This is a genomic window from Pelomonas sp. CA6 (assembly GCF_022549225.1).
Classification (GTDB): domain Bacteria; phylum Pseudomonadota; class Gammaproteobacteria; order Burkholderiales; family Burkholderiaceae_C; genus Roseateles.
The window spans coordinates 38,193-63,254 of sequence record NZ_JAKZFD010000005.1; the positions used below are offsets into that span (position 1 = coordinate 38,193).

At 71.7% G+C, this 25,062-nt stretch carries 21 protein-coding genes; 11 read left to right on the plus strand and 10 right to left on the minus strand.

Going from position 1 to position 25,062, the window contains the following annotated elements:
• Positions 1–2: 2 nt before the first annotated feature.
• From xrtB to asnB, 10 genes are read left to right on the plus strand one after another with little or no spacing between them, the layout of a single operon-like run.
• Positions 3–950, plus strand: coding sequence for an exosortase B (gene xrtB / locus LZ017_RS09945; protein WP_241396667.1), 948 nt, complete (start codon positions 3–5; stop codon positions 948–950).
• Entirely contained in the window at positions 947–1,648 is a 702-nt protein-coding gene (epsI, locus tag LZ017_RS09950; protein WP_241396668.1) for an exosortase-associated protein EpsI, B-type, read from the plus strand. Before xrtB ends, epsI begins: the two co-directional genes overlap by 4 nt.
• A complete protein-coding gene (locus LZ017_RS09955) occupies positions 1,645–3,216 on the plus strand; it encodes a hypothetical protein (protein WP_241396669.1) in 1,572 nt (523 codons plus the stop codon). Before epsI ends, LZ017_RS09955 begins: the two co-directional genes overlap by 4 nt.
• Positions 3,213–3,881 carry a glycosyltransferase family 32 protein gene (locus LZ017_RS09960; protein WP_241396670.1) on the plus strand — a complete coding sequence of 223 codons (669 nt, stop codon included), beginning with the start codon at positions 3,213–3,215 and terminating at the stop codon, positions 3,879–3,881. The genes LZ017_RS09955 and LZ017_RS09960 overlap by 4 nt, the downstream gene beginning before the upstream one ends.
• The gene (locus LZ017_RS09965; protein ID WP_241396671.1) at positions 3,878–4,945 is read left to right on the plus strand and encodes a glycosyltransferase family A protein; all 1,068 of its coding nucleotides are present in this window, start codon (positions 3,878–3,880) and stop codon (positions 4,943–4,945) included. Before LZ017_RS09960 ends, LZ017_RS09965 begins: the two co-directional genes overlap by 4 nt.
• Complete coding sequence (locus tag LZ017_RS09970; RefSeq protein WP_241396672.1) at positions 4,942–6,282, plus strand: flippase; 1,341 nt, start codon at positions 4,942–4,944, stop codon at positions 6,280–6,282. The genes LZ017_RS09965 and LZ017_RS09970 overlap by 4 nt, the downstream gene beginning before the upstream one ends.
• Positions 6,279–7,514: a glycosyltransferase gene (locus tag LZ017_RS09975; RefSeq protein WP_241396673.1), complete on the plus strand. Its 1,236-nt coding sequence runs from the start codon at positions 6,279–6,281 to the stop codon at positions 7,512–7,514. Before LZ017_RS09970 ends, LZ017_RS09975 begins: the two co-directional genes overlap by 4 nt.
• Entirely contained in the window at positions 7,507–9,633 is a 2,127-nt protein-coding gene (locus LZ017_RS09980; protein WP_241396674.1) for an alginate lyase family protein, read from the plus strand. Before LZ017_RS09975 ends, LZ017_RS09980 begins: the two co-directional genes overlap by 8 nt.
• Positions 9,630–10,736 (plus strand): glycosyltransferase family 4 protein, encoded by a 1,107-nt coding sequence (locus LZ017_RS09985; protein WP_241396675.1) that lies wholly within the window; start codon positions 9,630–9,632, stop codon positions 10,734–10,736. The genes LZ017_RS09980 and LZ017_RS09985 overlap by 4 nt, the downstream gene beginning before the upstream one ends.
• Positions 10,737–10,739: 3 nt before the next feature.
• Positions 10,740–12,626 (plus strand): asparagine synthase (glutamine-hydrolyzing), encoded by a 1,887-nt coding sequence (gene asnB / locus LZ017_RS09990; protein ID WP_241396676.1) that lies wholly within the window; start codon positions 10,740–10,742, stop codon positions 12,624–12,626.
• A gap of 40 nt (positions 12,627–12,666) precedes the next feature.
• On the opposite strand, the gene LZ017_RS09995 is transcribed toward asnB, so the two are convergent.
• From LZ017_RS09995 to wecB, 4 genes are all read right to left on the minus strand, one after another.
• A complete protein-coding gene (locus tag LZ017_RS09995; RefSeq protein WP_241396677.1) occupies positions 12,667–13,050 on the minus strand; it encodes a hypothetical protein in 384 nt (127 codons plus the stop codon).
• A 92-nt stretch (positions 13,051–13,142) separates the two neighbouring features.
• Positions 13,143–15,629 (minus strand): heparinase II/III family protein, encoded by a 2,487-nt coding sequence (locus LZ017_RS10000; RefSeq protein ID WP_241396678.1) that lies wholly within the window; start codon positions 15,627–15,629, stop codon positions 13,143–13,145.
• A gap of 108 nt (positions 15,630–15,737) precedes the next feature.
• Complete coding sequence (locus LZ017_RS10005; protein ID WP_241396679.1) at positions 15,738–16,496, minus strand: WecB/TagA/CpsF family glycosyltransferase; 759 nt, start codon at positions 16,494–16,496, stop codon at positions 15,738–15,740.
• Positions 16,493–17,608: a non-hydrolyzing UDP-N-acetylglucosamine 2-epimerase gene (gene wecB / locus LZ017_RS10010; RefSeq protein WP_241396680.1), complete on the minus strand. Its 1,116-nt coding sequence runs from the start codon at positions 17,606–17,608 to the stop codon at positions 16,493–16,495. Before wecB ends, LZ017_RS10005 begins: the two co-directional genes overlap by 4 nt.
• A gap of 155 nt (positions 17,609–17,763) precedes the next feature.
• Between wecB and LZ017_RS10015 the strand changes: the two genes are divergently transcribed.
• Complete coding sequence (locus LZ017_RS10015) at positions 17,764–18,771, plus strand: NAD-dependent epimerase (protein WP_308194068.1); 1,008 nt, start codon at positions 17,764–17,766, stop codon at positions 18,769–18,771.
• A gap of 26 nt (positions 18,772–18,797) precedes the next feature.
• On the opposite strand, the gene rfbC is transcribed toward LZ017_RS10015, so the two are convergent.
• From rfbC to LZ017_RS10045, 6 genes are all read right to left on the minus strand, one after another.
• On the minus strand, positions 18,798–19,352 hold the full coding sequence (gene rfbC / locus LZ017_RS10020; RefSeq protein WP_241396682.1) for a dTDP-4-dehydrorhamnose 3,5-epimerase: 555 nt from the start codon (positions 19,350–19,352) through the stop codon (positions 18,798–18,800).
• Positions 19,349–20,239 (minus strand): glucose-1-phosphate thymidylyltransferase RfbA, encoded by an 891-nt coding sequence (gene rfbA / locus LZ017_RS10025; RefSeq protein ID WP_241396683.1) that lies wholly within the window; start codon positions 20,237–20,239, stop codon positions 19,349–19,351. The genes rfbC and rfbA overlap by 4 nt, the downstream gene beginning before the upstream one ends.
• Positions 20,240–20,268: 29 nt before the next feature.
• A complete protein-coding gene (gene rfbD, locus LZ017_RS10030; RefSeq protein ID WP_241396684.1) occupies positions 20,269–21,150 on the minus strand; it encodes a dTDP-4-dehydrorhamnose reductase in 882 nt (293 codons plus the stop codon).
• 4 nt (positions 21,151–21,154) lie between these two features.
• Positions 21,155–22,213, minus strand: coding sequence for a dTDP-glucose 4,6-dehydratase (rfbB, locus tag LZ017_RS10035; RefSeq protein WP_241396685.1), 1,059 nt, complete (start codon positions 22,211–22,213; stop codon positions 21,155–21,157).
• A 79-nt stretch (positions 22,214–22,292) separates the two neighbouring features.
• The gene (locus LZ017_RS10040; protein ID WP_241396686.1) at positions 22,293–23,573 is read right to left on the minus strand and encodes a nucleotide sugar dehydrogenase; all 1,281 of its coding nucleotides are present in this window, start codon (positions 23,571–23,573) and stop codon (positions 22,293–22,295) included.
• Positions 23,574–23,589: 16 nt separating this feature from the next.
• Positions 23,590–25,050: a mannose-1-phosphate guanylyltransferase/mannose-6-phosphate isomerase gene (locus tag LZ017_RS10045; protein WP_241396687.1), complete on the minus strand. Its 1,461-nt coding sequence runs from the start codon at positions 25,048–25,050 to the stop codon at positions 23,590–23,592.
• Between the last annotated feature and the right edge of the window lie 12 nt (positions 25,051–25,062).

Sequence of the window (25,062 nt, forward strand, 5' to 3'; positions counted from 1 at the left end):
CCATGCCACGCCCGTCCGCATCGCTGCCTCCGCAGGCCGGCGCCGGCTCCGAGCCGGGCCGTCCGGCGTTGGACCCGGGCGCCGCGCCCACGGCGCGCCAGGATCTGGTCTGGGCGGGCGGCCTGGCCCTCGCCGGGCTGGTGCTGATGTACGGGCCGCTGTTCTGGCAGCTGGCCGGCGGGTTGTGGCGTTCCGACGAGCAGGGGCACGGGCCCATCATCCTGGTGCTGGTGGGCTGGCTGTTCTACCGCCGCCGCGAGCTGCTGGCCGCGGCCTTCGCGCCCGATGCCGGCCGGTATGTCGGGTGGCTGCTGCTGGGGCTGGGCTGCCTGCTCTATGTGGCGGGGCGCTCGCAAAGCATCACCATCTTCGCGGTCGGCTCGCTGATGCCGGTGCTGGCCGCGTTGCTGCTGCTGCTCACCGGCCGCGCGGGGCTGAAGGCCTGCTGGTTTCCCATCCTGTTCGTGTTCTTCCTGGTGCCGCTGCCGGGGGCGGTGGTGGACGCGCTGACGCAGCCGATGAAGATGGCCGTTTCCGCGGTGGTGGAGGCGCTGCTGCATGCGCTGGGCTATCCGATCGCGCGCGTCGGCGTGATCCTGCACGTGGGCCGCTACCAGCTGCTGGTGGCCGATGCCTGCGCCGGGCTGCACACGCTGTTCACCGTCGAGGCGCTGGGGCTGCTCTATCTCAATGTGATGGGCCACACCGAGCGGCTGCGCAACGCGCTGATGGCGCTGCTCATCGTGCCGATCAGCTTCCTGTCCAACGTCGTGCGCGTGGTCATCCTGGTGCTGGTCACCTACCACCTGGGCGATGCCGCGGGCCAGGGCTTCGTGCATGACTTCGCGGGCCTGGTGCTGTTCATGGTGGCGCTGGCGCTGACCATCCTGGTCGACGGACTGCTGGGCCGCACGCTGTTCCGCCGCCGTGGCGCGGAGGCGGGCGCATGACGGCGCCGCGCAATCCCGGTCGCCGTGTCGCGCTGATCGCCGCCACGGCCATGGCCTCCAGCGCCGCGCTGGGTGTGGCGCTCAAGCCCACGCGGCTGCTGGCGCGCCAGCGTGCGCTGGGCATGCTGGAGACGCTGGTGCCGCGCCGTCTGGGCGACTGGCAGCCCGACCCGCACACGGTGCCGCTGCAGGTGAGTCCGGACCAGCTCGCGCTGCTGCAGACCCTGTACAGCCAGACCCTGTCGCGCAGCTATGTCAACGGGGACGGCGAGCGCATGATGCTGTCGCTGGCCTATGTCGAACAGCAGAGCGACGAATGGGGCGTGCACCTGCCCGAGGTCTGCTATCCGGCGCAGGGCTTTCGCATGAGCGGCGCGCACCAGGCCACGCTGGCCGTGGCCGGCCGCCAGTTGCCGGTGCGCCGCCTGGTGGCGCGCATGGGCGCGCGTGTCGAGCCCATCACCTACTGGGTGGTCGTCGGCGACCGTGTCGCAGCCACCGGCTCGCAGCGCAAGCTGCTGCAGATGCGCTATGCGCTGCAGGGGCTGATCCCGGACGGCATGCTGGTGCGCATCTCCAGCCTGGCGCCCGAGTCCGACGCGGCCTACGCGCGCCAGGCCGAGTTCGCCGCCGCGCTGCACGCCCATGTGCAGCCCGCCGTGCGCGAGCTGCTGTTCGGGCGCGCGGAGGGCGGATGAAGGGCGCGTCGGCCGCCGCGTCGCTTCGCGCGCTGTGGGCGAAGCAGGACGGCAGCGGGCTGCTGCTGGTCGGCGCCTGGCTGTTGCTGGCGCTGCTGTGCGGCGCCGCGCTGCCGCTGCTGGGCGTGCTGGTGCCGGCGGCGTTTCTGGCGCTGGGCGTGGTGCTGGCGGTGTTCCTGTTCAGCCCGCTGGCGCTGATTGGGTCGTTGCTGGGCCTGTCCTTCCTGGTCGTCGGTCAGCTGACCTTTTTTGCCGGCGTGTCGCAGGCGGTCTGGCTGCCCTATCTGTTGCTGGTGCTGATCTCGGTGAAGTGCCTGATGGAGGCCTTCCGGCCGCAGGCGGCACCGGTGCGCCTGCCCACCAGCGCGCCTGGGGCGCTGCTGCTGCTCTTCCTGCTCGTCTTCGCCGCGTCGGCTGTGGTCAACCGCGTCGGTCCGCTGCCGCTGCTGGTGGCGGCCAAGAACTACCTCTTCCCTTGGTTCCTGACCCTGCTGATGCTGCAGACCCTGGTGGCGCCCGAAGCGCTGCGCCGCGTCTGGCTCTTCTTCCTGTGGCTGGTGCCGCTGCAGCTGCCCTTCGCGCTGGTGCAGCACTTCGTCTTCGCGCGGCTGCCCGGCGCCAGCTGGGATGCGGTGGTCGGCACCTTTGGCGGTAACTTCCTGCGCGGCGGCGGCAGCGGCGGCATGGCGATCTGCGTGGGCTTCGGCCTGCTGCTGGCGCTGGCGCTGCGCCGCGCCGGCCAGATCGGGCGCGGGCTGCTGCTGACCGTCTGGCTCAGCGGACTGGCCACCATCGCGCTGGCCGAGGTGAAGATCTTCTTCCTGATGCTGCCGGTCGGGCTGGTGCTGCTGCTGCGCCGCGAGCTGTTGCGCCATCCGCTGCGAGCGCTGTCCGGGCTGCTGGGCGTGCTGCTGCTGCTGGGCGCCGTGGGCTGGGTCTACCAGCAGGTCTATTCCGAGACCCTGAACCGCACGCGCACGGTGGAAGGCTTGCTGGACTATGCCTTCCAGGCCGAGAGCGATCCCTATCTGTTCAACCCGGTCACGCGCGAGCTGTCGCGCTCGGGCGCGCTGCTGATGTGGGCGCGCTACAACGACCTGGACGACCACCGCGCCTGGCTGGGCCACGGGCCGGCCGCCAGCCGCGAAAGCGCGACCCTGGGGCAGGGCGGGCTGACGCGCAAATACCCGTTCACGCTGACCACCTCCACCGCGTCCACGCTGCTGTGGGACACCGGTCTGGCGGGGCTGGGCGCCTTATTGCTGGTCTGCGCCAGCGCGGGGCTGGTGGCGCTGCGCCTGGCGCGCCGGCGCGAGCGCGACGGGCAGGCCTGGCAGGCCGCGACGCTGGAAGCGGCGGGCGTGATGCTGCTGCTGGAGCTGCCGCTCGCCTTCTACAACCGCGACGCCATCGACGTGCCCGCGCGCCAGGTCTTGCTCGCCTTCCTGCTGGGGCATGTCTTGATGTGTCGTCGCGGGCCCCCCGGCCAAGGCGACGCTTGGCCGGCTCCTCGCGGAGGGGATGTCAAGCCGCCTGAGCCGCCTGTCTCGGCAGGAGCCCGCGCATGAGCCCCATTCCCAAGGTCTTCCACCAGATCTGGATCAATCGCGAGAGCCCCGCGCTGCCGCCGCAGTTCGCCGCCTACCGCGACGGCTGGCTGAAGCTGCACCCGGACTGGGACTACCGGCTCTGGAACCTGGACAACCTGGACTTCACGCCCACCCGCGCCGATCTGCTGTCGCAGGCGCGCAGCTATGCGCAGATGGCCGACATCCTGCGCTACGAGATTCTGCTGCGCCACGGCGGCGTCTACCTGGACACCGATTTCGAATGCCGGCGCAGCATCGCGCCCATCCTCCAGGGCGTGCGCCACTTCGCGTGCTCGGAGGACGGCCGCAGCATCTCCATCGGCATCCTGGGCTGTGAGCCCGGATCGCCCTACATGGCGCGCTGCCTGGCCGCGATGCCGCGTCGCGTGGGACTGACCTTGCCGACGCTGGAGACCGGCCCGGGGCTGTTCACCCAGGTGCTGCTGGACCAGGGCCTGGCCGGCGATTTCACGCTGTTCCCGCGCGCCTGGTTCTACCCCTATGGCTGGGACGAACCGCAGCGCGCCGGCGAGGACTTCCCCGAGGCCTATGCGATCCACCGCTGGGCGCATTCCTGGGTCGAATCGGAAAGCGGGCTGTGGCTGCGCCTGCGGCGGCGGCTGGCGAGGATGCGGCGCCCATGACGGCGGCGACGGAACGCCCCGCGCCGCGCGTCAGCGTCGTGATGCCGGTGTTCGACGGCGCGGCCTATCTGGCCGCGGCCATCGACAGTCTGCGCGCCCAGGACTTCCCGGACTGGGAGCTGCTGGTGATCGACGACGGCAGCCGCGACGACTCGCGCGCCATCGCGCAGGCGGTGGACGACGCGCGCGTGCGCGTGCTGGTCAATCCCGCCAACCTGGGCCTGCCGCTGAGCCGCAACCGCGGCATCGACGCGGCGCGCGCGCCCTTCATCGCCTTCCTGGACAGCGACGACCTGGCGCTGCCCCAGCGCCTGGGCGTGCAGTGGCGCTATCTGCAGCGGCATGCCGAGGTGGCCGGTGTTGGCGCCGACGTGCAGCCCATCGCCGCGGACGGCCGGGTCAGCGGCGCGGACTGGCGCTGCCCCGGCGACGCGCAGGACTGCCGCGCCCAGCTGCTGCTGCATGCCTACGTCAACACCTCGGCCTTCATGGCACGCGCCGAGCCGCTGCGCGCGCTGCGCTTCGACCCCGAGCAGCCGCTGGCCGAGGACTACGACCTCTATGTGCGCATGAGCGCCCGCCACGCCCTGCTCAACCTGCCGCAGCGCCTGATCCAGTGCCGGGTGCATGCCGCCAGCGTCACGCGCCGCCACCGCGAGGCGCTGGCCCAGGCGCTGGGCCGCATCAACCGCCGCCAGCTCGCCGAGCTGGGGCTGGCGGTGGACGAGGCGTCGCTGGCGCTGCATCGGCATGTCGAATGGCTGCACCTGCCGCCGCGGCCGGGGCTGCTGGCCGAGCTGGAGCAGTGGCTCTTGATGCTGCTGCGGCACAACGCGCAGCGCGGCCTTTATGCGCCGCAGGCGCTGGCGCGCGCGGTGGGCCAGCGCTGGGAGGCCATCTGCGACCATGCGCTGCGCCAGGGCGAGTGCGCGGCCTGGCGCGCCTTCTACGCCAGCCCGCTGCGGCGCGCCGCCGCGCCGGGGCCGCGCGCGCACCTGCGCCTGGCGGCCCGGCGTCTGGGGCTGGGGCTGGGGCTGGGGCGCGGGCCGGAGGGCCGCCGGTGAGCGAGACCGCGACCCCGGACCGGGCGCAGATCCTGCGCAACCTGGGCTGGCATGCCAGCGAGAAGCTGCTGCGTCTGTTCACCGGCTTCTTCGTGGGACTGTGGCTGGCGCGCGTGCTGGGGCCGGAAGACTTCGGCCGCTTCAACTACCTGCTGGCGTGGCTGGGGCTGTTCAACGCGATCGCGTGGCTGGGCGTGGGCGACACCGTGGTGCGCGACCTGGTGCGCGAGCGTGGGGACGAGGCGCGCATCCTCGGCAGCGCCTTCGGGCTGCGCCTGCTGGGCTCGCTGCTGGCGGTGGCGCTGGCGCTGGGCGTGGGCTGGGCCAGCGGCGCGCTGCGTGGCGAGATGCTGCTGCTGCTCGCGCTGCTGGCGCTGGGCGTGCCGTTCGCGGAGGTGCCGGCCGGGATCTGGATGTGGTTCGCGTCGCACACCCGCATCGGGCCGGTGGCGCTGGGCAAGAACCTGTCGATGGCGCTGGGCGCGCTGCTGCGCGTCGCCGTCGTGCTGCTGGGGCTGGGGCTGGCGGGGCTGGTGGCGGCGGTGGCGGCCGAGTCGGTGCTGCTGTGCCTGTTCATCCTCACCGCCTATCGCCTCGCGGGGCAGCGCTGGCGCGACTGGCGCTGGGATGCGCGGCATGCGCGCGGCATGCTGCTCACCGGGCTGCCGCTGCTGCTCAGCGCGCTGGCGGTGTCGCTGAACGCGCGCGTGGACCAGCTGGTGCTGGGGCAGCTGGCCGGCATGGACGCGCTCGGCCAGTACAGCGCGGCGCTGCGCTTCTCGGAGATCTGGTGGGTGCTGCCGCCCATCATCCTGCAGACCCTGGCGCCGCGCTTCATCTACGCCCCGGACCTGCGCGAGCGCCTGCGCCCCAACGTGGCGCGCATCCTGGCCGGCATGCTGGCGCTGGCGCTGCTGCCCTGCGTGGCGCTGAGCCTGGTCGGGCCGCAGCTGCTGGGCGCCGTGCTGGGCCCACGCTATGGCGGCGCGGCGCCGGTGCTGGTGCTGCATGTCTGGACCGCGGTCGCGGTGTTCGCCGACGCGCCGGTCAGCCAGTATCTGCTGGCCACCGGGCGGCAGCGCGCGCTGCTGATGAAGTCGCTGCTGGTGCTGGCGCTGAACCTGGCTGGCGCGCTGTGGCTGGTGCCGCGCTGGGGCGGCGAGGGCGCGGCGCTGGCCCTGCTGGCCGCGCAGCTGCTGGGTTTGCTGCTGCTGCCGCTGTGGCCTTCGCTGCGCGATCTGGGCGCGCTGTACCGCGACGCGCTGCTGCTGCCGCTGCGATGGCTGCGCAAGGGGCGCGGCGGCCGGCCGCCCGTCGACGGCGGGGCGCGGCCATGAAGCTGCTCTTCCTGATGTACGACCCGCTGCCACCGCAGCGCCCCGACGTGCGGGTGCTGTTCGGCCAGGAGCTGCCGCGCCTGGGGGTGCACAGCGATCTGGTGGGCCAGATCTCGCCGCAGGCGGCGCCGCCCTGGGCCTGGCCCGCGGGCGAGCTGCAACCGGCCGGGCGCGAGCGCAAGGGTCTGTGGGGCGAGCTGCTGCGCCCGCTGCAGGACCTGGCCGGGATGCGGCGCGCGCTGCGCCGCGAACACCGCGTGATCCAGGTGCGCGACAAGATCCGCACCGGGCTGCTGGCGCTGTGCGTGGCGCGGCTGACCGGGCGGCGCCTGGCCTACTGGATGTCCTTTCCGTTCGCCGCCGGCTACCGGGTGCGCGCGCGCCAGCTGCGCGCCGCCCGCGGGCCCTGGCGCGCGGCGCCGCATGCGCTGCGCGCGCTGCTGGCCGGCTGGGCCTGCGAACGCCTGCTGCTGCCGCGCGCCGACCATGTCTTCGTGCAGAGCGAGGCCATGCTGGAGGCCGTCGCGCAGCTGGGCGTGGCGCGCGAGCGCCTGACCGCCGTGCCCATGGGCGTGGACCTCGCGCTGCTGCGGGCCAGCCCGCGTGGCGCGGGCGAGCGTCCGGCGCGGCTGCAGGGCCGGCGCGTGCTGGCCTATCTGGGCGTGATGGGCCCGGCGCGACAGAGCGACTTCCTGCTGGAGGTGCTGCGCGAACTGAATGGCCTGCTGCCGCCCTCCGAGCCGCCGCCGCTGCTGCTGCTGATCGGCGATGCGCCCAGCCCCGACGAACAGGACTGGCTGCGCCGCTGCATCGCCGACAGCGGGCTGGCCCAGCAGGTCTGGCTCACCGGCTGGCTGCCGCAGGCCGAGGCGCTGGCGCTGCTGCGCGAGGCCGAGCTGGGGTTGTCGCCGGTGCCGCGCGGCGAGCTCTACGACGTTTCGTCGCCGACCAAGGCGGTGGAGTACCTGGCGCTGGGCCTGCCCTGCGTGGGCAATGACATCCCCGACCAGCGCCTGGTGCTGGAGCGCAGCGGCGCGGGGCTGTGCGTGCCCATGCAGGCCCGGCCGTTCGCTCAGGCCTGCGCGTGCATCCTGAACGATCCGGCGCTGGCCGCGGAGCTGGCCGCCAAGGGACCGCCCTGGGTGGCCGCGCACCGCGGCTACGAGCGCCTGGCCGCGCTGGTGGCGCCGGTCTATCGGCGCCTGGCGGGGGAGGGCGACGGCGATGTCTGAGCGCATCCAGACCCGCCGCGTGGCGTCCCGCCCCACAGCGGAGAGCGGCGATGCCGGCCGCGGCCTTTCGCGTGCGCGGGCACCCGCCATGGCGCGCTGGCGCTGGGCCTGGGCGCGGCTGCGCCGCATGGGGCCGGCCGAATGGGGCTTTCGCGCCTGGCGGCTGCTGGTGGGGCGGCTGCGGCCCGATCCGGCGCCGCAGGCCCCGGACCGCGCGCCGGCGGCGACGCGCTGGGTGGTCGAGCCGCCTGCGTCGGCGCTGAGCGCGCCGGCCGTGCTGGCCGCGGCGCAGGCCATCGCCGAGGGTCAGGTCTTGCTGTTCGGCGTGCTGCCGGTGCAGCTGGCGCAGCCGATGCAATGGCTGCGCTGCCCGCGCACGGGGCGGCGGGCCGATGGCCCCGATGCCGACGGCGTGGACCTGAAATGGCTGTGGGAGCTGAACCGCCACACCCACTGGGTGCGCCTGGCCCAGGCCTGGCGCGTCAGCGGCGATGCCGCGTGGCTGGAGCGGCTGCGCGAGCAGATCCTGTCCTGGCTGGACCAGGGACTGCCGCTGCGGCGGCGTGGCGCGGCGGGCGTGCTGCACAGCCCCTTCGAGTGCGCGCTGAGGCTGATCCAGTGGGCCCAGGTCTGGCAGCTGGTCGATGGCGAACGCGGCCCGCTCTTCGGCGCCGGGCCCGAGGGCGCGGAGAACCCGCTGCGGGCGCGCTGGCTGCAGGCCGTGCGGCGGCAGGCGCTGGGCACGGCGCGTGCCACCTCGCGCCATTCCTCGGCCAACAACCATCTGCTGGCCGAGCTGGCCGGGATCTTCATCGCGGCGCAGACCTGGCCCTGCTGGCCGGAACTGCGCCGCGCGGGCGAACGCGCGCGCGCCGAACTGGAGCGTGAACTGCCCCGCCAGGTCGGTGCGGACGGCTTTGGCCGCGAGCAGGCGCTGGCGTACGCGGCCTATGTGGCCGACCTGATGCTGGCGGTGGAGCGCTGCGCGCAGGCGCAGCAAGCGCCCATGTCCGCCGCCTTCGTGCAGCGCCTGCGGGCCATGGGCGAGGCGCTGGCGGCCTTCGCCGACCGCAGCGGGTGGCTGCCGCAGCTGGGCGATGGTGACGGCACCCAGATCCTGGCGCTGGACCCCGGTGAGGCGGCGCGGCCGCAACCGGCGTTCGGCGGCGCGCTGGCGCGCAGCGGCTGGCGCTTCGGATGCGCCGATGCGCGCTGGCCCGGCGACGGCGGCGGCGCCTGGCTGATCGCCGAGGGCCTGCCGACGCACCCGTCGCAGCCGCCCGCGCCTCGCCTGTCCTTTCCCGACGGCGGGCACGAGCTGTTCGCGGCCCGCCGCGGACAGCCGGACGAGATCCTGGGCGGCATGGACGTCGGGCCGCTGGGCTATCTGAGCATTGCCGCGCACGGCCATGCGGATGCGCTGGCGCTGTGGCTGTCCGTCGGCGGCGAGCCGCTGCTGATCGACCCGGGCTGCGACAGCTATGGCGACGGCGCGTCCTGGCGGCGCGCCTTCCGCGGCACCGCGGCGCACAACACCGTGCAGGTGGACGGGCGCGACCAGGTGCCCTCGGGCGGGCCGTTCCTGTGGCTGCGCGAGTTGCCGGTGCAGCGGCTGGCCTGCACGCGCGATGCCGCGGGCGGCCTGACCCTGCGCGCCCGCCATCACGGCTATGCGGCGCAGCCGGGCGGCTTCGTGCACGAGCGCTGCCTGAGTTTCGACCCTGCGGCCCGGCGCCTCGTGGTGCAGGACCTGCTGCAGGGGCGCGATGCGCGCGAGCTGGCGCTGCACTGGCAGGTTTCGCCGCGCTGGCGGGTGACCGAGCGGCCGCGGCCGTCCGGGGCGTTGGACGGCGCGCAATGGCGGCTGCAGCGCGATGGCCTGCGTGTCGAGCTGCGCATCACGGCCGAGCAGGCGCAGGATGCCGACGCGCCGCGCATCGACCGTGTCAGCGGCCGCGACGCCCAGGGCGACGAGCCGCCGCTGGGCTGGTGCTCGCCGCACTATGGCCGGCGCGAGCCCTGCACCGTGCTGCGCTGGCGCCAGCGCGCGCGCGCGCTGCAGCTGCGCACCGAGCTGCAGGTGTTTGTTGACCCTGACGATCGAAACCTGAAGCCATGACCCAGCGCATCGTGATGATCGGCACCGGCGGCCGCGAGCAGGGCGGCGTGGCCTCGGTCGTGCGCTTCTTCTGGCACAGCGGCTTTGCCCGCGAGCAGGGGCTGGAGATGGTGCAGACGCACACCCGCGACCGCTGGCTCCGGCTGCCGCTGTTCGCCTGGGCGCTGGCGCGCCTGCTTGGCGGGCTGCTGGGCCGGCGCTGGGTCGGCGCCCATGTCCATCTGTCCGTCCGCGGCAGCTGCCTGCGCAAGCGCGTGGTGTGCCGGCTGCTGCGGGTCTTCGGGCTGCCCTATCTGCTGCATCTGCACAGCGGCGAGTTCGCCGACTACGTCGCCGCGCAGCCGCCGCGCCGCCAGGCGGCGATACGCCGCCTGCTGGGCGGCGCATGCGCGGTGGTGGTGGTGGCCGAGAGCTGGAAGGACTGGCGGCACAGCGCCGGCCTGCCCATGCCCGGTGTCTGCCTCATCCCCAACACGGTCGAGCCATCGCCGCCGCTGGCGCAGCCGGTGGCGCGGCGCCAGGACCGGCTGCTCTTCCTGGGGCAGCTGAGCGAAGGCAAGGGCCTGCCCGAGCTGCTGTCGGCGCTGGCCCTGCTGGCGCCTGCGCATCCACGGCTGCGCCTGTGGCTGGCCGGCGACGGCGACCCGGCGCCCTGGCGCGAGCTGGCGGCCCGCCTGGGCGTGTTGGATCGCCTGGACGTCCTGGGCTGGGTGGCGGGCGCGGACAAGACCCGGCTGCTCGCCGAGGCGGCGGCCCTGGTGCTGCCCAGCCGCGCCGAAGGCCAGCCGATCAGCGTGCTGGAGGCGCTGGCCCAGGGCACGCCGGTGGTGGCCAGCGCGGTGGGCGGCATTCCGGAGCTGATCACCGACGGCGAACAGGGCCTGCTGGTGCCGCCGCGTGATGCGCGGGCGCTGGCAGGCGCGCTGGACGCCCTGCTGCGCGATCCGGCCGCCGCCGAGCGCCGGGCGCGCCAGGGACGCCAGCGCTTCGAGCAGGTCTACGCGCCGGCGGCGGTGCTGGCGCGGTGGCGTGCGCTCTATGTGCGCCTGGGCTGGCGCGCGCCGACCGCGGGCGAGTCGGCCCCGACGCAGGAAGGACATTGAGCGATGTGCGGCATTCTGGGAGCCGTGGGGCCGGCGCTGCCGGCGATGGACGAGACGGTGCTGCAATCGCTGGCCCACCGCGGTCCAGACGGGCGCGGGCTGGTGCGACTGCAGGGACCGGACGGGCGCCCCGCGCTGCTGGGCCACACGCGGCTGGCGATCCAGGACTTGAGCCCTGCCGGCGCGCAGCCCATGGCCTCGCGCGACGGCCACTGGTGGCTGGTGTTCAACGGCGAGATCTACAACCACCTGGACCTGCGCCGCGAGCTGCAGGCCCAGGGTGTGACCGACTGGCGCGGGCATTCCGACACCGAAACCCTGGTCGAGGCCATCGCCCACTGGGGGCTGGCCGCGACGCTGCCGCGGCTCAACGGCATGTTCGCGTTCGCCGCCTGGCATGGGCCCAGCGGCGACCTGCACCTGGCGCGCGACCGCCATGGCATCAAGCCGCTGTACCTGGCGCAGCGGGACGGCGGGCTGGTTTTCGGTTCCGAGTTGCGCGCGCTGAAGGCGCTCGGCGCGCTCGCGCCGCACCCGGGCGCGCCCGACGCGCAGGCCCTGGCCGCCTATCTGACGCTGCTCTTCGTGCCCGCGCCGCTGTGCCTGCATGCGGGCGTGCGCCGCGTCGGGCCGGGCGAATGGTTGAGCCTGCCGGGGCAGGGTGGGCCGGCGCTGAGCTCGCGCTTCGTGCTGGGCGACGCGGCGCCGCCCTTTGCCGGCACGCGCGAGGAGGCGCTGGCGCGCTACGAGACCCTGCTGCGCCAGGCCGTGAAGCGCCAGCTGCTGGCGGACACGCCGGTGGCGCTGCTGCTATCCGGCGGCATCGACTCGGCGCTGCTGGCGGCGATGGCGCGCGACGAAGGCCACCCGCTGCCCTGTCTCAGCATCGGCTTTGGCGCCGAATTTCCGGAGTGCGAGCTGGCCGATGCGCGCCACACCGCGGCGACGCTGGGGCTGCCGATCGAGGAGCTGCGCACCAGCGCGGCCGAGCTGCTGGCGCTGCTGCCGCGCGTCTGCGCCGACGTGGAAGAGCCGCTCGGAACGCCCTCGGTGCTGCCGATGAGCCTGCTGATGCAGGCGGCGCGTCGCCGGGCGCCGGTGGTGCTGACCGGCCAGGGCAGCGACGAGCCCTGGGGCGGCTACCGCAAGTTCCAGGCCGAACTGATGTTTGGCGTGGCGCCCTGGCCCGCGCTGTGGGGCGCGGCCGCCGCGCTGGCGGTGCCGCTGGGCGGGCGCGGGCGCGCCGGCGGCCTGGCGCGGGCGCTGCGCGGGCTCTCGCATAGCGAGGTCGCGCGGCGCTGGCTGGAGGCCAGTGCGCCGATCGCGGCGGCACAGCGGCAGCGCCTCGGTGGCGCAACGCAGGCCGGCGCCGAGGCGCAGCTGCTGGCGCTGGCCCAGGCCTGGCTGGCGCGCGATGACGCCCGCGCGCGTGGCGACGTGGAACGCTGGCTGCAGCTGGACCTGCGCCTGAACCTGGCCGACAACCTGCTGCTGTACGGCGACAAGATCTCCATGGCGCATTCGGTCGAGGCGCGCGTGCCCATGCTGGACCACGCGCTGATGGACTTCGTCGAAAGCCTGCCGCGCGACTGGCGCCTGGGCTGGCGGCGCGGCAAGATCCTGCACAAGGCGCTGGCGGAGCGCTATCTGCCGGCGGCCATCGTGCACCGGCCCAAGAAGGGGTTCCGCATCCCCTTCGGCCGCTGGATACGCGAGGACTGGCGCCCCCATGTGGAGGCGGTGCTGCTGGACGCGGGAGCGCCGCACTTCCAGGTGCTGGAGCGCGCCACCGTGCAGCAGCTGTGGCGGCAGCACCTGGCGGGCCAGGACCGCGAGCGCGAACTGTTCGCGCTGCTGAGCCTGGCGCACTGGTGGGCGGCGGCGTCCTGAGCGCTCGCGCGGGAGCGCGCGGTGTTTTTCTACCGGCGGCTCAGCGCCAGGTGCCGCCCTGGGCTTTGCAACTGGCCTGGGTTTCGGCCAGGGTCTTGGGGTCGCGCTTGTAGTAGTAGCTGTCCAGCGGCTGGCCGAAGAAGCCGGTGCAGACGCCCTGCGGCTGCGCGGGGCAGGCGGGCAGGTAGCTGAGCTTGGGCTTGGAGCCCAGCGCCGTGCTCATATCGGACAGACCTTTGCAGGTCTGGCGGAATTGCGCGTCGGGGATGCCGCGGTTTTGCAGGCAGTCCTTGATCTCGGTGCGCTGGCCGGCGAGCTCCATGCTGCCCTCCATCAGACAGGCCTTGTCCTGGGCCAGCGCGGCCAGGGGCAGGAGCAGCAGCGCGGCAGCAGCGGCGGCGCGCGGGACTCGGACGATTCGCATGTTCTTCACTCCCTGTGCATGACTCTGTGCCTGGGCGCGCGGACCGCCGCGCCCGGGGCGCATTGTGCATGGGACGCTGGGCCGTGGTGATGTCAGCGCGCGGTGCCCGATCGGGCCGCCGTCGCGGCTGCGCCCAAGGGATCGGGCGTCAGCACCAGGGTCAGGGCGGCGCCGCCATTGGCGCTGAGCACGGCGCGCCCGGTCGCCGGGTCCAGGCTGGCCTGCACCGGTACTGGGCGGCAGCCTTCGCGGATCACCGTCACCGCGGCGAGCTGGGTGGCGGAGGCGGTGCTGAAGCGCGCATGGTGGTGGTCCGCCGCGCCGTTCTCCGGCGCGATGGGAAAGCCGCTGCTGGTGGCGACGGTGGTGGCAGGGCCCAGCACTTCCAGGCAGGCGCTGGCTCCGCCATTGCTCGCCTTGAGGACCCCGGCGTTGACGACGAAGGGCTCCAGCGCGTGGTAGTTCAGCTCCCAGCGCCGCGGCACCGGGCTGGCCGCCCAGTCCAGCACCACGGCGACGCGTTCCTTGGCGTTGTAGGCCACCCCGCGCAGCGCCCGGGTGAGCAGCGGGCGCCAGCGTTCGCCGTCGCTCTCCCGGCCGCGGTAAGCCAGCGTGGCATCGCCCATCGCGTACTGCCAGTCGCCACTGCTGCCCCAGCCGGTCAGCGCACCGCGGCTGTCGGCGCTGAACACCGGCGCGCCAGGCTGGGTCGGCGCGGGCAGGGGTTCGGACTGGCCGATGCCGCCGTCGAAGCTCAGCGCGTTCTTGAAGCGCGTGGCGCGCGTCACGGCCAGATGGTGGGGCGACGCGAAATAGGGGTAGTGGCCGGCGCTGATCAGCAGGTCACGCCCGCCAGAGACCAGCAGCAGGCTGTTCTGGTCGGCATGCGAGTGGTTCAGCGCGCCCAGCCGGCTGGAGCGGAAGTAGAGGCTGGAGCGCGCCGGATCGGTGGCGGACGAATGCATCGCCACCAGGCCGGCGTCGGGGAAGGCGGCCAGCGTGGCCGTCGGCGCGCGCGGGCCGGCGCGCAGCGGCACCAGGCCCAGCAGATAAAAGTGCAGCGGGCTCATCACCGACGAGAGCCGGACATTGCTCGCCTTGGCGCGCCAGTACCACTCGTGCGCTGGGTCGCGCACCAGCGCGGCATACAGACGCAGGTCGTCGAAGCTGTAGGCGTCGTACAGCGTGCTGTTCTCGGCGTCGTCGCCGAAGGGGCTGCGCAGCCGCGTGTCGGCGGGCGTGAAGGCCATCAGGTAGGCGCCGGCGCGGCGCACCGGTTCCCAGGCGGAGAGGTCGACGCCGGCGACCAGCCGCGCGGTGGCCAGCATGCGTATCCACTGCAGGTTGTACCAGGCGTAGGCGTTGCTGTTGCCGAAGCCGCCGTCGCGGCCGCCCCAGCTGCCGAAGGTGCCGATCGCCAGCTCCCAGGTCTGCGCCAGCTGGGCCTGGGCCTGCGGGAAGTCGGGCGTGCCGGCCAGGTGCAGCAGGGCCTCGGTGAGCACGGGTACGGCGGCCAGCTTGTGCGAGTCGTAGGGCATGCCGTCCAGCGTGGCGAAGCTGGCGAGGATGGCATTCAGCCGCTCGCCGGCCGCAGCCACCAGCTGGCGCCGCTGCGTGGCGTCCAGGCTGCCGCCCAGCAGGCTGTAGCCCTTGGCCAGGGCCAGCAGCACCTGGCGGTTGGTCTGGTCGTCGCGGGCCTCGCCGGTCTCACCATTGGGCGGCAGCGCGACCAGCGCCATCAGCCGCTCCAGTGCGAGCTCGCGGTAGGCCGGGCTGCCGACGAACAGCGCCTGCGTGGCGAGCACCTCCATGGCCTGCGCGTCCTCGCTGACCGCGGGGGCCAGCGGTCGGCCGGCCGCCTGGGCGCTGCGCAGCGCGCTGGCGCGGCGCGCGTCGCGGTCGGCCTGGGCGCCGTACTCGGCCCAGGCGATGTTGTATTCGCCGCTGCTCATCTGGCGCAGCAGGCTGGACAGCGTCGCGCCCGCGGGCAGCAGTCGCGGCGCCGCTTTGGCCGCCGCCTGCGCCGCCACCGCCGAGGCGGCGGGCAGGCGGATCGCGCCGCTGGCCACGCTGAAGCGGCGCCAGGCGCTGGTCTGCGCGCGGCCGGCGCGGTCGCGGTAGGCGACCTGCCATTCGTAGCTGCCCGGGGCCAGCGCGATGTCGGTGAGCAGCAGGCGCGGTCGCGCGCTGCTGCGCGTCAAGAGCACCGCGCCGCCGGGTCGGCGCAGGCTGAAGCTCCAGGGCAGCGCGGTGTTGCGGTCGACCGGCTGCGGCCAGACGAACACCGGCGTGGCGACGCCCAGGGTCTGGCAGTCGGCGGGCTCCACGCGGCGATAGGTCCAAGAGAGGGTGTCGACGAAATCGGCCTGCGCCGTGGGTTGGCAGGTGTCGGTCGCGGCGGAAGCCGTGGTGCGTGCCGCGCCGCCGGAGGCGGCCGCGAGCCGCAGCGGCGCGGCCTCGTCGTCGGACGCGAGGGCGGAGGCGACCGCGGACGGCGGGTCCTCGGCATTGGCGGGCGCGCCGCCGCCGCAGGCGGACAGCACGAGGCAGAGGCTGGCGAAACGCAGGGCGGGGGACATGGACGCGGGCATGGGCAAAAGGGCGAGCTGAGGCCTGCCGCCATTCTGCGCAGGCCGGCGCCGGGGCAGGCGCGGATATCAGCGGCCAAGAGCGGCCAGATCCGCGCCTCAGCCGCGCCGGCCGCCGCGCCATTCGCGCCACAGCAGGCCGAAGAAGGCCATGTCCTCGATGAAGTAGCGGCGGAACATGCGCCGCGGCTCCTGCAGAAAGCGGTAGAACCATTCCAGCCCGCAGCGCTGCATCCAGCGTGGCGCCCGGCTCACCTGGCCGGCCGCGACGTCAAAGCTGCCGCCCACGCCCATCGCAAAAGGGATGCGCATCTGCGCCTGGTGGGCGCCCAGGAACTGCTCTTTCTTCGGCGAGCTGATCGCGACGAAGAGCAGGTCGGCGCGCGCCTCGGTGATGTGGCGCACGACTTCGGGCTCCTGCTCGGGCGTCCAGTAGCCGTTGCGCCAGCCGGCGAAGACCAGGTGCGGGAAGCGTTGCTGGTAGAGCTGCTGCACGCGCGAGACCACCTCCTCGCGCGCGCCCAGCAGGTAGACGCGCCAGCCCTTGTGCGCCGCGCGCACCATCAGCGCGTCGAACAGGTCGACGCCAGCGACGCGCTCCTTCAGCGGCCGGCCCAGCAGGCGCGAGGCCCAGACCACCGGCATGCCGTCGGCATTGATCAGCGCGCAGTCGTTGATGATGCGGCGCAGCTCGGGGTCCTGCTGCGCCTTGACCAGCTTGTCGACATTGACCACCACATGCTGGTGCGGGCGGCCGCTGGCGATGAAGCCTTCGATGGTCTGCAGGGTCTCTTCCATCGACAGGTTGTCGATCTGGCAACCCATCAGCGTGATGCGCGCGGGCGCGTCGCCGCTCACCCCAGGCGCTCCGCGAGCACGGCGACGATGCGCTCGGCGGCGCGGCCATCCCACAGCGCCGGGCGCCGGCCCTTCTTGCCACCGGTGGCCAGGGTGTCCAGCGCCAGCGCGATGATGCGCTCGGGATCGGTACCGGCCAGCACGTTGGAGCCCTCGTCCACGGTGACGGGGCGCTCGGTGTTTTCGCGCATGGTGATGCAGGGCACGCCCAGCGCGGTGGTCTCCTCCTGCAGCCCGCCGCTGTCGGTGAGCACCACGGCGGCGTCCTTCCACAGGTGGAGGAAGGACATGTAGGCCTGCGGCCCGAGCAGGCTCACGCCGGGACCGAGGTCGATGCCGAACTTCTCGATGTTGGCGCGCGTGCGCGGGTGAACGGGGAAGATCAGCGGCAGCTCCCGGCCCACGCGGCGCAGCACCTGAGCGATGCGCTCCAGCGCCTCGGCGCTGTCGACGTTGGACGGGCGGTGCAGCGTGACGACGCCGTAGCGGCCGGCCTGGGCCAGCGCGGCCTTCTTCAGCGCGTCGGTCGGGAGCCCGGTGGTGTCCATCGTGGCCAGCTTGGCGGCCTGGTAGAGCACGTTGTCCACCATCACATGGCCGACGTCGAACACCTGCTCCATGGGCTTGCCCTCGTGGCGCAGGTGCGCCAGCGCGCTGGGCTCGGTGACGAAGAACCAGTCGGTGATCGCGTCGGTGACCAGGCGGTTGATTTCCTCGGGCATGCGCATGTCGCCGCTGCGCAGCCCGGCCTCGACGTGGGCGACCGGGATGCCGGCCTTCTTCGCGACGATGGAGCAGGCCAGCGTGGAGTTGACGTCGCCGACCACCAGGCAGGCGGCCGGCGGTTCGCTGGCGCACAGCTGTTCATAGGCCTGCATGATGCGGCCGGTCTGCTCGGCGTGGCTGCCGCCGCCGCAGCCCAGGCGCACGTCCGGCGCGGGGATGCCCAGCTCTTCGAAGAAGACCTCGTTCATGTCGCGGTCGTAGTGCTGACCGGTGTGGATGATCTTCCAGGCCAGGCGGCCATCGGCCCGCAGCGCGCGCACGATGGGCGCGATCTTCATGAAATTCGGCCGGGCTCCGGCGATCAGGTGCAGCAGGGCTTGGCTCATGCGGGTGGGGTCTCCTGGCGACCGCGCCGATTCTAGGCGGGCCCGCGGCGGCGCCGTGGCCAGTTGGGGGCGGCTCCCACCTGTTCGGGGGTGGGCGCGCGGCTGTTCGTCAGCCTCGCTGCGGGAGAATGGGGGCCCCTCGCTCAGGAGATCCCGTGAAGGTACTTGTCACCGGCGCCGCCGGATTCATCGGCATGCATGTGAGCCAGCTGCTGCTGGCGCGTGGCGACCAGGTCGTGGGCCTGGACAACCTGAACGACTACTACGACCCGGCCCTGAAGCTGTCGCGGCTGGCGCGCCTGCAGGGGCAGCCGGGCTTTTCCTTCGTGAAGCTGTCGGTGGAGGACCGCGAGGGCATGGCGGCGCTGTTCGCCCAGCAGCGCTTCGACAAGGTGGTGCATCTGGCCGCGCAGGCGGGGGTGCGCTATTCGCTGCAGAACCCGCATGCCTACATCGACGCCAATGTGCAAGGCTTTCTGAACGTGCTGGAGGGCTGCCGCCACCATGGCGTGCAGCATCTGGTCTATGCGTCCAGCTCCAGCGTGTACGGCGGCAACGAGCTGATGCCTTTCAGCGAGCACCACAGCGTGGACCATCCGGTGAGCCTGTACGCGGCGACCAAAAAGGCCAACGAGCTGATGGCGCACACCTATAGCCATCTGTTCGGCATCCCGACCACGGGGCTGCGCTTCTTCACGGTCTACGGCCCCTGGGGGCGGCCGGACATGGCGCTGTTCCTGTTCACCAAGGCCATCCTGGCCGGTGAGCCCATCCAGGTGTTCAACCATGGCCAGATGGTGCGCGACTTCACCTATGTGGACGACATCGCCAACGGCGTCGTCAAGGTGCTGGACCGCAACGCCACGGCGGATCCGGACTACGACCCGCTGCGCGCCGATCCGGCGCGCTCCAGCGCGCCCTACCGCGTCTTCAACATCGGCAACCACGACCCGGTGACGCTGATGGCCTTCATCGAGGCGATCGAGCAGGCCGTGGGCCGCGAGGCGGTGAAGAACTTCATGCCGCTGCAGGACGGCGACGTGCCGGCCACCCATGCCGACGTCAGCGAGCTGCAGGCCTGGACCGGCTTCAAGCCGGCCATGCCGGTGGCGCAGGGGATCGGGCGCTTTGTGGCGTGGTACAGGGAGTACTACAAGGTCTGAGCGCCCCGCCGGCCGCCGGCCGGCCCTCAGGCAAAGCTCGCCGCGTCAGCGAGCCGCGGCGCTGCGGCGTCCTTGCCGGCCAGCTGGGGCACCAGCCCGTCCTGCAAGGGCCATTCGATGCCGATGGCCGGATCGTCCCAGCGCACGCAGCCTTCGGCCTGCGGCGCGTAGTAATCGGTGGTCTTGTACAGAAAGTCGGCACTGTCGCTGAGCACCAGGAAGCCGTGGGCAAAACCGGGCGGGATCCAGAGTTGGCGGTGGTTCTCCCCACTGAGCTCCACGCCCTCCCATTTGCCGAAGTTGGGGCTGGAGCGGCGCATGTCGACCGCGACGTCGAAGACCCGGCCCTGCGTGACCCGCACCAGCTTGCCTTGCGCATGCGGCGGCAGCTGGAAATGCAGGCCGCGCAGCACGCCACGGCTGGAGCGCGAGTGGTTGTCCTGAACGAAGCGGACCTCATGGCCGACGGCCTCGTCGAAGCGCTGCTGATTCCAGCTCTCCATGAAGAAGCCGCGCGCGTCGCCGAAGACCTTGGGTTCGATGATCAGGACTTCGGGCAGCGAGGTAGGGCGGATATTCATCGGTAATTCTTGTCCAACAGGTTCAACAGGTACTGGCCGTAGCCGTTCTTCTTCATGGGCTGGGCCAGCGTTTCCAGCTGCTCGGCGCTGATCCAGCCGCTGCGGAAGGCGATCTCTTCCGGGCAGGCCACCTTCAGGCCCTGGCGCTTCTCCAGCGTGGCGATGAACTGGCTGGCCTCCAGCAGGCTGTCATGGGTGCCGGTATCCAGCCAGGCATAGCCGCGGCCCATGATCTCAACCTGCAGCTGGTTCTGCGCCAGATAGCGAGCATTGACGTCGGTGATTTCCAGCTCGCCGCGCGCCGAGGGCTTGATGTCGGCCGCAATGTCGCAGACCTGCTCGTCGTAGAAGTACAGCCCGGTCACCGCGTAGTTGCTCTTAGGGCGGCTGGGCTTTTCTTCGATGCTCAGTGCGCGGAACCGCGGGTCGAACTCCACCACGCCATAGCGCTCGGGATCGGTCACGTGGTAGGCGAAGACGGAGGCGCCGTCCTCTCGCACCGTGGCGTTCTTTAGCAGACCCTGGAAGTCGTGGCCGTAGAAGATGTTGTCCCCCAGCACCAGGGCGCTGGTCGCGCCGTTGATGAACGATCGGCCGAGGATGAAGGCTTGCGCCAGGCCATCCGGGCTGGGCTGAACACAGTAGCTGAGGTTGATGCCCCAGCGCGAGCCGTCGCCCAGCAGGGCTTCGAATCGCGGCAGGTCCTGGGGCGTACTGATCAGCAGGATGTCCCGCATGCCCGCCAGCATCAGCGTGCTGAGCGGGTAGTACACCATGGGCTTGTCATAGATGGGCAGCAGCTGCTTGCTGATGGCCAGCGTGGCCGGGTGCAGCCGGGTGCCGGACCCGCCAGCGAGGATGATGCCCTTGCGCGTCTTGTCGGTCATATGTCGGTCCTCTCTAGTGCCCCTAGGCATCACAGGATTTCGGCCAGCATGCGGTCCACGCCGATGCGCCAATCGGGCAGGCAAAGGCCGAAGTTCTGTTGCAGTTTGCGTGTCTCCAGGCGCGAGTTGAGCGGCCGGCGCGCCGGGGTCGGGTACTGGCTGCTCGCCAGCGGCTCGACCTGGTCGGCCCGCACCTTCAGCACCCGGCCCGCGGCTTCGGCGCGCGCCAGCACATGCTGGGCGTAGTGGTGCCAGCTGGTCTCTCCAGCGGCCACCGCGTGGTAGAGGCCGCACAGCGAGTCGTCGCGCAGCGCCGCATGGGCCATGTGGGCGCTGAGATCGGCGAGCAGATCGGCGCCGGTGGGCGCGCCGATCTGGTCGGCGACGACCTTGAGCTGCTCGCGCTCGGCGGCCAGCTTCAGCATGGTCTTGGCGAAATTGCCGCCGCGCGCGGCGTAGACCCAGCTGGTGCGCAGGATCAGGTGGCGGCAGCCGGTGGCCTGGATGGCGCGCTCGCCGTCCAGCTTGCTCTGTCCGTAGACGCTCAGCGGCCCCGTGGGTGCCTGCTCGTCGCGCGCCTGCTCGCCGCTGCCGTCGAAGACGTAGTCGCTGCTGTAGTGCAGCAGCAGCGCGCCGAGCCGGCCCGCCTCCTCGGCCAGCAGGCCCGGTGCCTGGGCATTGATGCGCCGCGCCAGCTCGGGCTCGGACTCGGCCTTGTCCACCGCGGTATAGGCCGCGGCATTGACGATGAGCTGCGGGCGCAGCTGCTTCACGGTGGCGCGCAGCGCCTCGCCATCGGCGAGGTCGCCGCCGTCGTCGCGGCCGGGGGTAAACAGTTCGCCCAGCGGCGCGAGCGAGCGCTGCAGCTCCCAGCCGAGTTGGCCATGGCGGCCCAGCAGAAGAATCTTCATCGCGTCAGCCACCGTACTGCTGGTCGACCCATTCACGATAGGCGCCGGACTGCACGCGCGCCACCCACTCGGGATGGTCCAGGTACCACTGCACCGTCTTGCGTATGCCCGTCTCGAAGGTCTCGGCCGGGCGCCAGCCCAGCTCGTCGGCGATCTTGCGCGCGTCGATCGCGTAGCGACGGTCGTGGCCGGGGCGGTCGGTCACATGGCTGATCAGCCGGCTGTAGGGGCCGGCCGGGTCGGGGCGCAGCTCGTCCAGCAGCGCGCAGACGATGCGCACGATGTCGATGTTGGCCTTCTCGTTCCAGCCGCCGATGTTGTAGGTCTCGCCGACGCGGCCGCCGGCCAGCACCGCGCGTATGCCGGAGCAGTGGTCGGTGACGTAGAGCCAGTCGCGGATCTGCTGGCCGTCGCCGTAGACGGGCAGCGGCTTGCCGGCCAGCGCGTTGACGATCATCAGCGGGATCAGCTTCTCGGGGAAATGGTAGGGGCCGTAGTTGTTGCTGCAGTTGGTCGTCAGCACGGGCAGCCCGTAGGTGTGGTGCCAGGCGCGCACCAGGTGGTCGCTCGACGCCTTGGAGGCCGAGTAAGGGCTGTTGGGCTCGTAGGGGTGGGTCTCGGCGAAGGGCGGGTCTTGGGGCTTCAGCGAGCCATAGACCTCGTCAGTGGACACATGGTGGAAGCGGAACGAGGACTTCGCGTCGCCCTGCAGCTGCGACCAGTAGGCGCGCGCCGCTTCCAGCAGGGTGAAAGTCCCTTCGACATTGGTGCGCATGAAGGCGCCAGGCCCGTGGATGGAGCGGTCCACATGGCTTTCGGCGGCGAAATGCACGATGGCGCGCGGACGGTGCGTGGCCAGCAGCGCGTCGACCTGCGCGCGGTCGCAGATGTCGCCCTTCACGAAGACATGGCGCGCATCGCCGTCCAGGCTTTTCAGGTTCTCCAGATTGCCGGCATAGGTGAGCGCATCGAGATTGACGACGGTCTCATCGCTGCCGCGCAGCCAGTCCAACACGAAGTTGCTGCCAATGAAGCCGGCACCGCCGGTCACCAGGATGGTCATGGGGAATCCTCGTTCTAAAGTGAACAGGCGCAGCAACCTGGGTGTTGCTGCGCCTGGCAAACAAGTTGCGGCCCGTACTTTACAGGCGCCAGAGTCTCAGTCCCGCCGACACGATGGCCTCGGCATCAAACGCCGCCTTGACGTCGATGAAGGCGCCGCCCTTGACCAGCTTGCGGCACAGGTCCTCGACCCCCAGGGCCTTGTACTCCTTGTGGGCCACGGCGGCGACGATGGCATCGGCGCGCGGCAGGTCGTCGTAGGACATCAGGCGCACGCCGTACTCATGCATGGCCTCGTCCGGATCGGCCGAGGGGTCGGTCACGAAGACGTCCACGCCATAGCTCTGCAGCTCATGGATGATGTCGATCACCTTGGAGTTGCGCAGGTCCGCGCAGTCTTCCTTGAAGGTCAGCCCCAGCACGTTGACCTTGGCGCCCTTGATGTAGCTGCCGCTGGCGATCATCTGCTTGATCGTCTGTTCGGCGACGAACTTGCCCATGCCGTCGTTGATGCGCCGGCCGGCCAGGATGACCTGCGGGTGGTAGCCCAGCATGTCGGCCTTGTGGGTGAGGTAGTAGGGGTCCACGCCGATGCAGTGGCCGCCCACCAGGCCCGGCTTGAACTTCAGGAAGTTCCACTTGGTGCCGGCGGCCTCCAGCACCTCGGAGGTGTCCAGGCCGATCTTGTCGAAGATGATGGCCAGCTCGTTCATCAGCGCGATGTTGAGGTCGCGCTGGGTGTTCTCGATCACCTTGGCCGCCTCGGCGGTCTTGATGCTGGAGGCGCGGTGCACGCCGGGCTGGATGATGCGCTCGTAGACCTCGGCCACCTTGTTGAGCGTCTGCGGCGTGTCGCCCGAGACGATCTTCAGGATCTTGGTCAGCGTGTGTTCCTTGTCGCCGGGGTTGATGCGCTCCGGGCTGTAGCCGACGAAGAAGTCCTGCTTCCACTTCATGCCCGACTCGCGCTCCAGCACCGGGATGCAGACCTCTTCGGTGGCGCCGGGGTAGACCGTGCTTTCATAGACCACGATCGCGCCCTTCTTCATGTGCCGGCCCACGCTGGTGGAGGAACCGATGAGCGGCTTGAAGTCAGGGATGTGGGCCTCGTCCACCGGCGTCGGCACGGCGACGATGATCACGTCGGCCTCGGCCAGGCACCGGGGATCGCTGGAGTACTCGGCGTGTTTGGCGGCCTGCACCTCGGCGTCGCTCAGCTCGCGCGAGGGGTCGGTGCCGGCGCGGCACTTGGCGACCTTGTCCTCGGCGATGTCGAAGCCGATGGTGCGGCCCAGCTTGCCGAACTCGACCACCAGCGGCAGCCCCACATAACCCAGACCCACAACCGCGATCACTGACACGATAGATCTCCCGTCTTCAAGTGTTGCCGGATTTGGCCCGGCCATAAGTGTCCTGGAAGCGGACGATGTCGTCCTCCCCCAGATAGGAACCCGACTGCACCTCGATGATCTCCAGCGGCACCTTGCCCGGGTTGGACAGCCGGTGCACCGCGCCCAGCGGGATGTAGGTGCTCTGGTTCTCGCTCAGCAGCAGCACCTCGTCGCCGCGCTGCACCTCGGCGGTGCCGGACACGACGATCCAGTGCTCGGCGCGGTGGTGGTGCATCTGCAGGCTCAGCGAGGCGCCGGGCTTCACGAGGATGCGCTTGACCTGGAAGCGCGGGCCCATGTCGATGCTGTCGTACCAGCCCCAGGGGCGATGGACCTTGCGGTGCAGGGTGTGCTCGCCGCGCTGCTGCTGACCCAGCTGCTGGACGATCTTCTTGACGTCCTGGCTCTTGCTGCGGTCGGCCACCAGCACCGCATCGGGCGTCTCGACGACCACGACGTTGTCCAGGCCCACCGCGGACACCAGCCGGCTGGTGGCATGGACCAGGGTGTTGCGGCTGTCGGTGATCAGCGCGTCGCCGCGCTGGGCATTGCCGTCCGCGTCCTTGTCGGCCACCTGCCAGACCGCGTCCCAGGCGCCCAGGTCGCTCCAGCCGGCGTCCAGCTCGACCATGCGCAGCGGGATGTCGCTGCCGGGGCAGTGCTCCATGACGGCGTAGTCGATGGATTCGGAGGGGACTTGGCCGAAAAGTGCCGCGTCGGGGCGGACAAAGGCATCGTCCTGGGTTCCGGCCTTGAAGGCGGCCTCCGTGGCGGCGGCGATGTCCGGCCGGAAACGGCGCAGGGCCTCCATCCAGCGGCTGGCGCGCAGCACGAACATGCCGCTGTTCCAGCAGTAGCCCCCTTCCGCCAGGTAACGCTCGGCCGTGGCCAGGTCGGGCTTCTCGACGAAGGCGAGCACGCTGCGGATGCCCTCATTACCAGGGTGGCTGTGGATGTAGCCGAATCCGGTCTCCGGCCGGTCAGGGCGTATGCCCAGGATCACGATGTCGCCCGCCGCCGCTTGGCGGATGGCCCGCCGCAAGGCCGAGGTGTAAGCCGCGGCGTCGGTGACCGTCTGATCGGCCGGGGTGACCACCAGCACCGGGTCCTGTCCACCGGCCAGGGCCTGCAGCGCGGCCAGCGTCAGCGCCGGTGCCGTATTGCGGCCCAAGGGCTCCAGCAGCACCGAGGCGGGGGTTTGCTTGAGCTCGCGCAGTTGATCCAGCACCATGAACCGGTGCTCCTCATTGCCGACGATCAGCGGAGGCGCGAAGTCGATGCCGGGCTCGGCGAGCTCGGCCATGCGCTGTGCCGCCTGCTGGAAGAGGCTTTGATTGCCCGAAAGCACCAGGAACTGCTTGGGATAGCCGGCGCGCGACAAGGGCCACAGCCGAGTGCCGCTGCCGCCGGCCATGATGACGGCCTGAGCCGGGATGGTTGAGGTCATAGGAAAAATTGG

Coding starts and splice junctions, on each gene's coding strand:
- xrtB (WP_241396667.1), top strand. CDS start 3: ATGCCACGCCCGTCCGCATCGCTGCCTCCGCAGGCCGGCGCCGGCTCC.
- epsI (WP_241396668.1), top strand. CDS start 947: ATGACGGCGCCGCGCAATCCCGGTCGCCGTGTCGCGCTGATCGCCGCC.
- LZ017_RS09955 (WP_241396669.1), top strand. CDS start 1,645: ATGAAGGGCGCGTCGGCCGCCGCGTCGCTTCGCGCGCTGTGGGCGAAG.
- LZ017_RS09960 (WP_241396670.1), top strand. CDS start 3,213: ATGAGCCCCATTCCCAAGGTCTTCCACCAGATCTGGATCAATCGCGAG.
- LZ017_RS09965 (WP_241396671.1), top strand. CDS start 3,878: ATGACGGCGGCGACGGAACGCCCCGCGCCGCGCGTCAGCGTCGTGATG.
- LZ017_RS09975 (WP_241396673.1), top strand. CDS start 6,279: ATGAAGCTGCTCTTCCTGATGTACGACCCGCTGCCACCGCAGCGCCCC.
- LZ017_RS09980 (WP_241396674.1), top strand. CDS start 7,507: ATGTCTGAGCGCATCCAGACCCGCCGCGTGGCGTCCCGCCCCACAGCG.
- LZ017_RS09985 (WP_241396675.1), top strand. CDS start 9,630: ATGACCCAGCGCATCGTGATGATCGGCACCGGCGGCCGCGAGCAGGGC.
- asnB (WP_241396676.1), top strand. CDS start 10,740: ATGTGCGGCATTCTGGGAGCCGTGGGGCCGGCGCTGCCGGCGATGGAC.
- LZ017_RS09995 (WP_241396677.1), bottom strand. CDS start 13,050: ATGCGAATCGTCCGAGTCCCGCGCGCCGCCGCTGCTGCCGCGCTGCTG.
- LZ017_RS10000 (WP_241396678.1), bottom strand. CDS start 15,629: ATGTCCCCCGCCCTGCGTTTCGCCAGCCTCTGCCTCGTGCTGTCCGCC.
- wecB (WP_241396680.1), bottom strand. CDS start 17,608: ATGAGCCAAGCCCTGCTGCACCTGATCGCCGGAGCCCGGCCGAATTTC.
- rfbC (WP_241396682.1), bottom strand. CDS start 19,352: ATGAATATCCGCCCTACCTCGCTGCCCGAAGTCCTGATCATCGAACCC.
- rfbA (WP_241396683.1), bottom strand. CDS start 20,239: ATGACCGACAAGACGCGCAAGGGCATCATCCTCGCTGGCGGGTCCGGC.
- rfbD (WP_241396684.1), bottom strand. CDS start 21,150: ATGAAGATTCTTCTGCTGGGCCGCCATGGCCAACTCGGCTGGGAGCTG.
- rfbB (WP_241396685.1), bottom strand. CDS start 22,213: ATGACCATCCTGGTGACCGGCGGTGCCGGCTTCATTGGCAGCAACTTC.
- LZ017_RS10045 (WP_241396687.1), bottom strand. CDS start 25,050: ATGACCTCAACCATCCCGGCTCAGGCCGTCATCATGGCCGGCGGCAGC.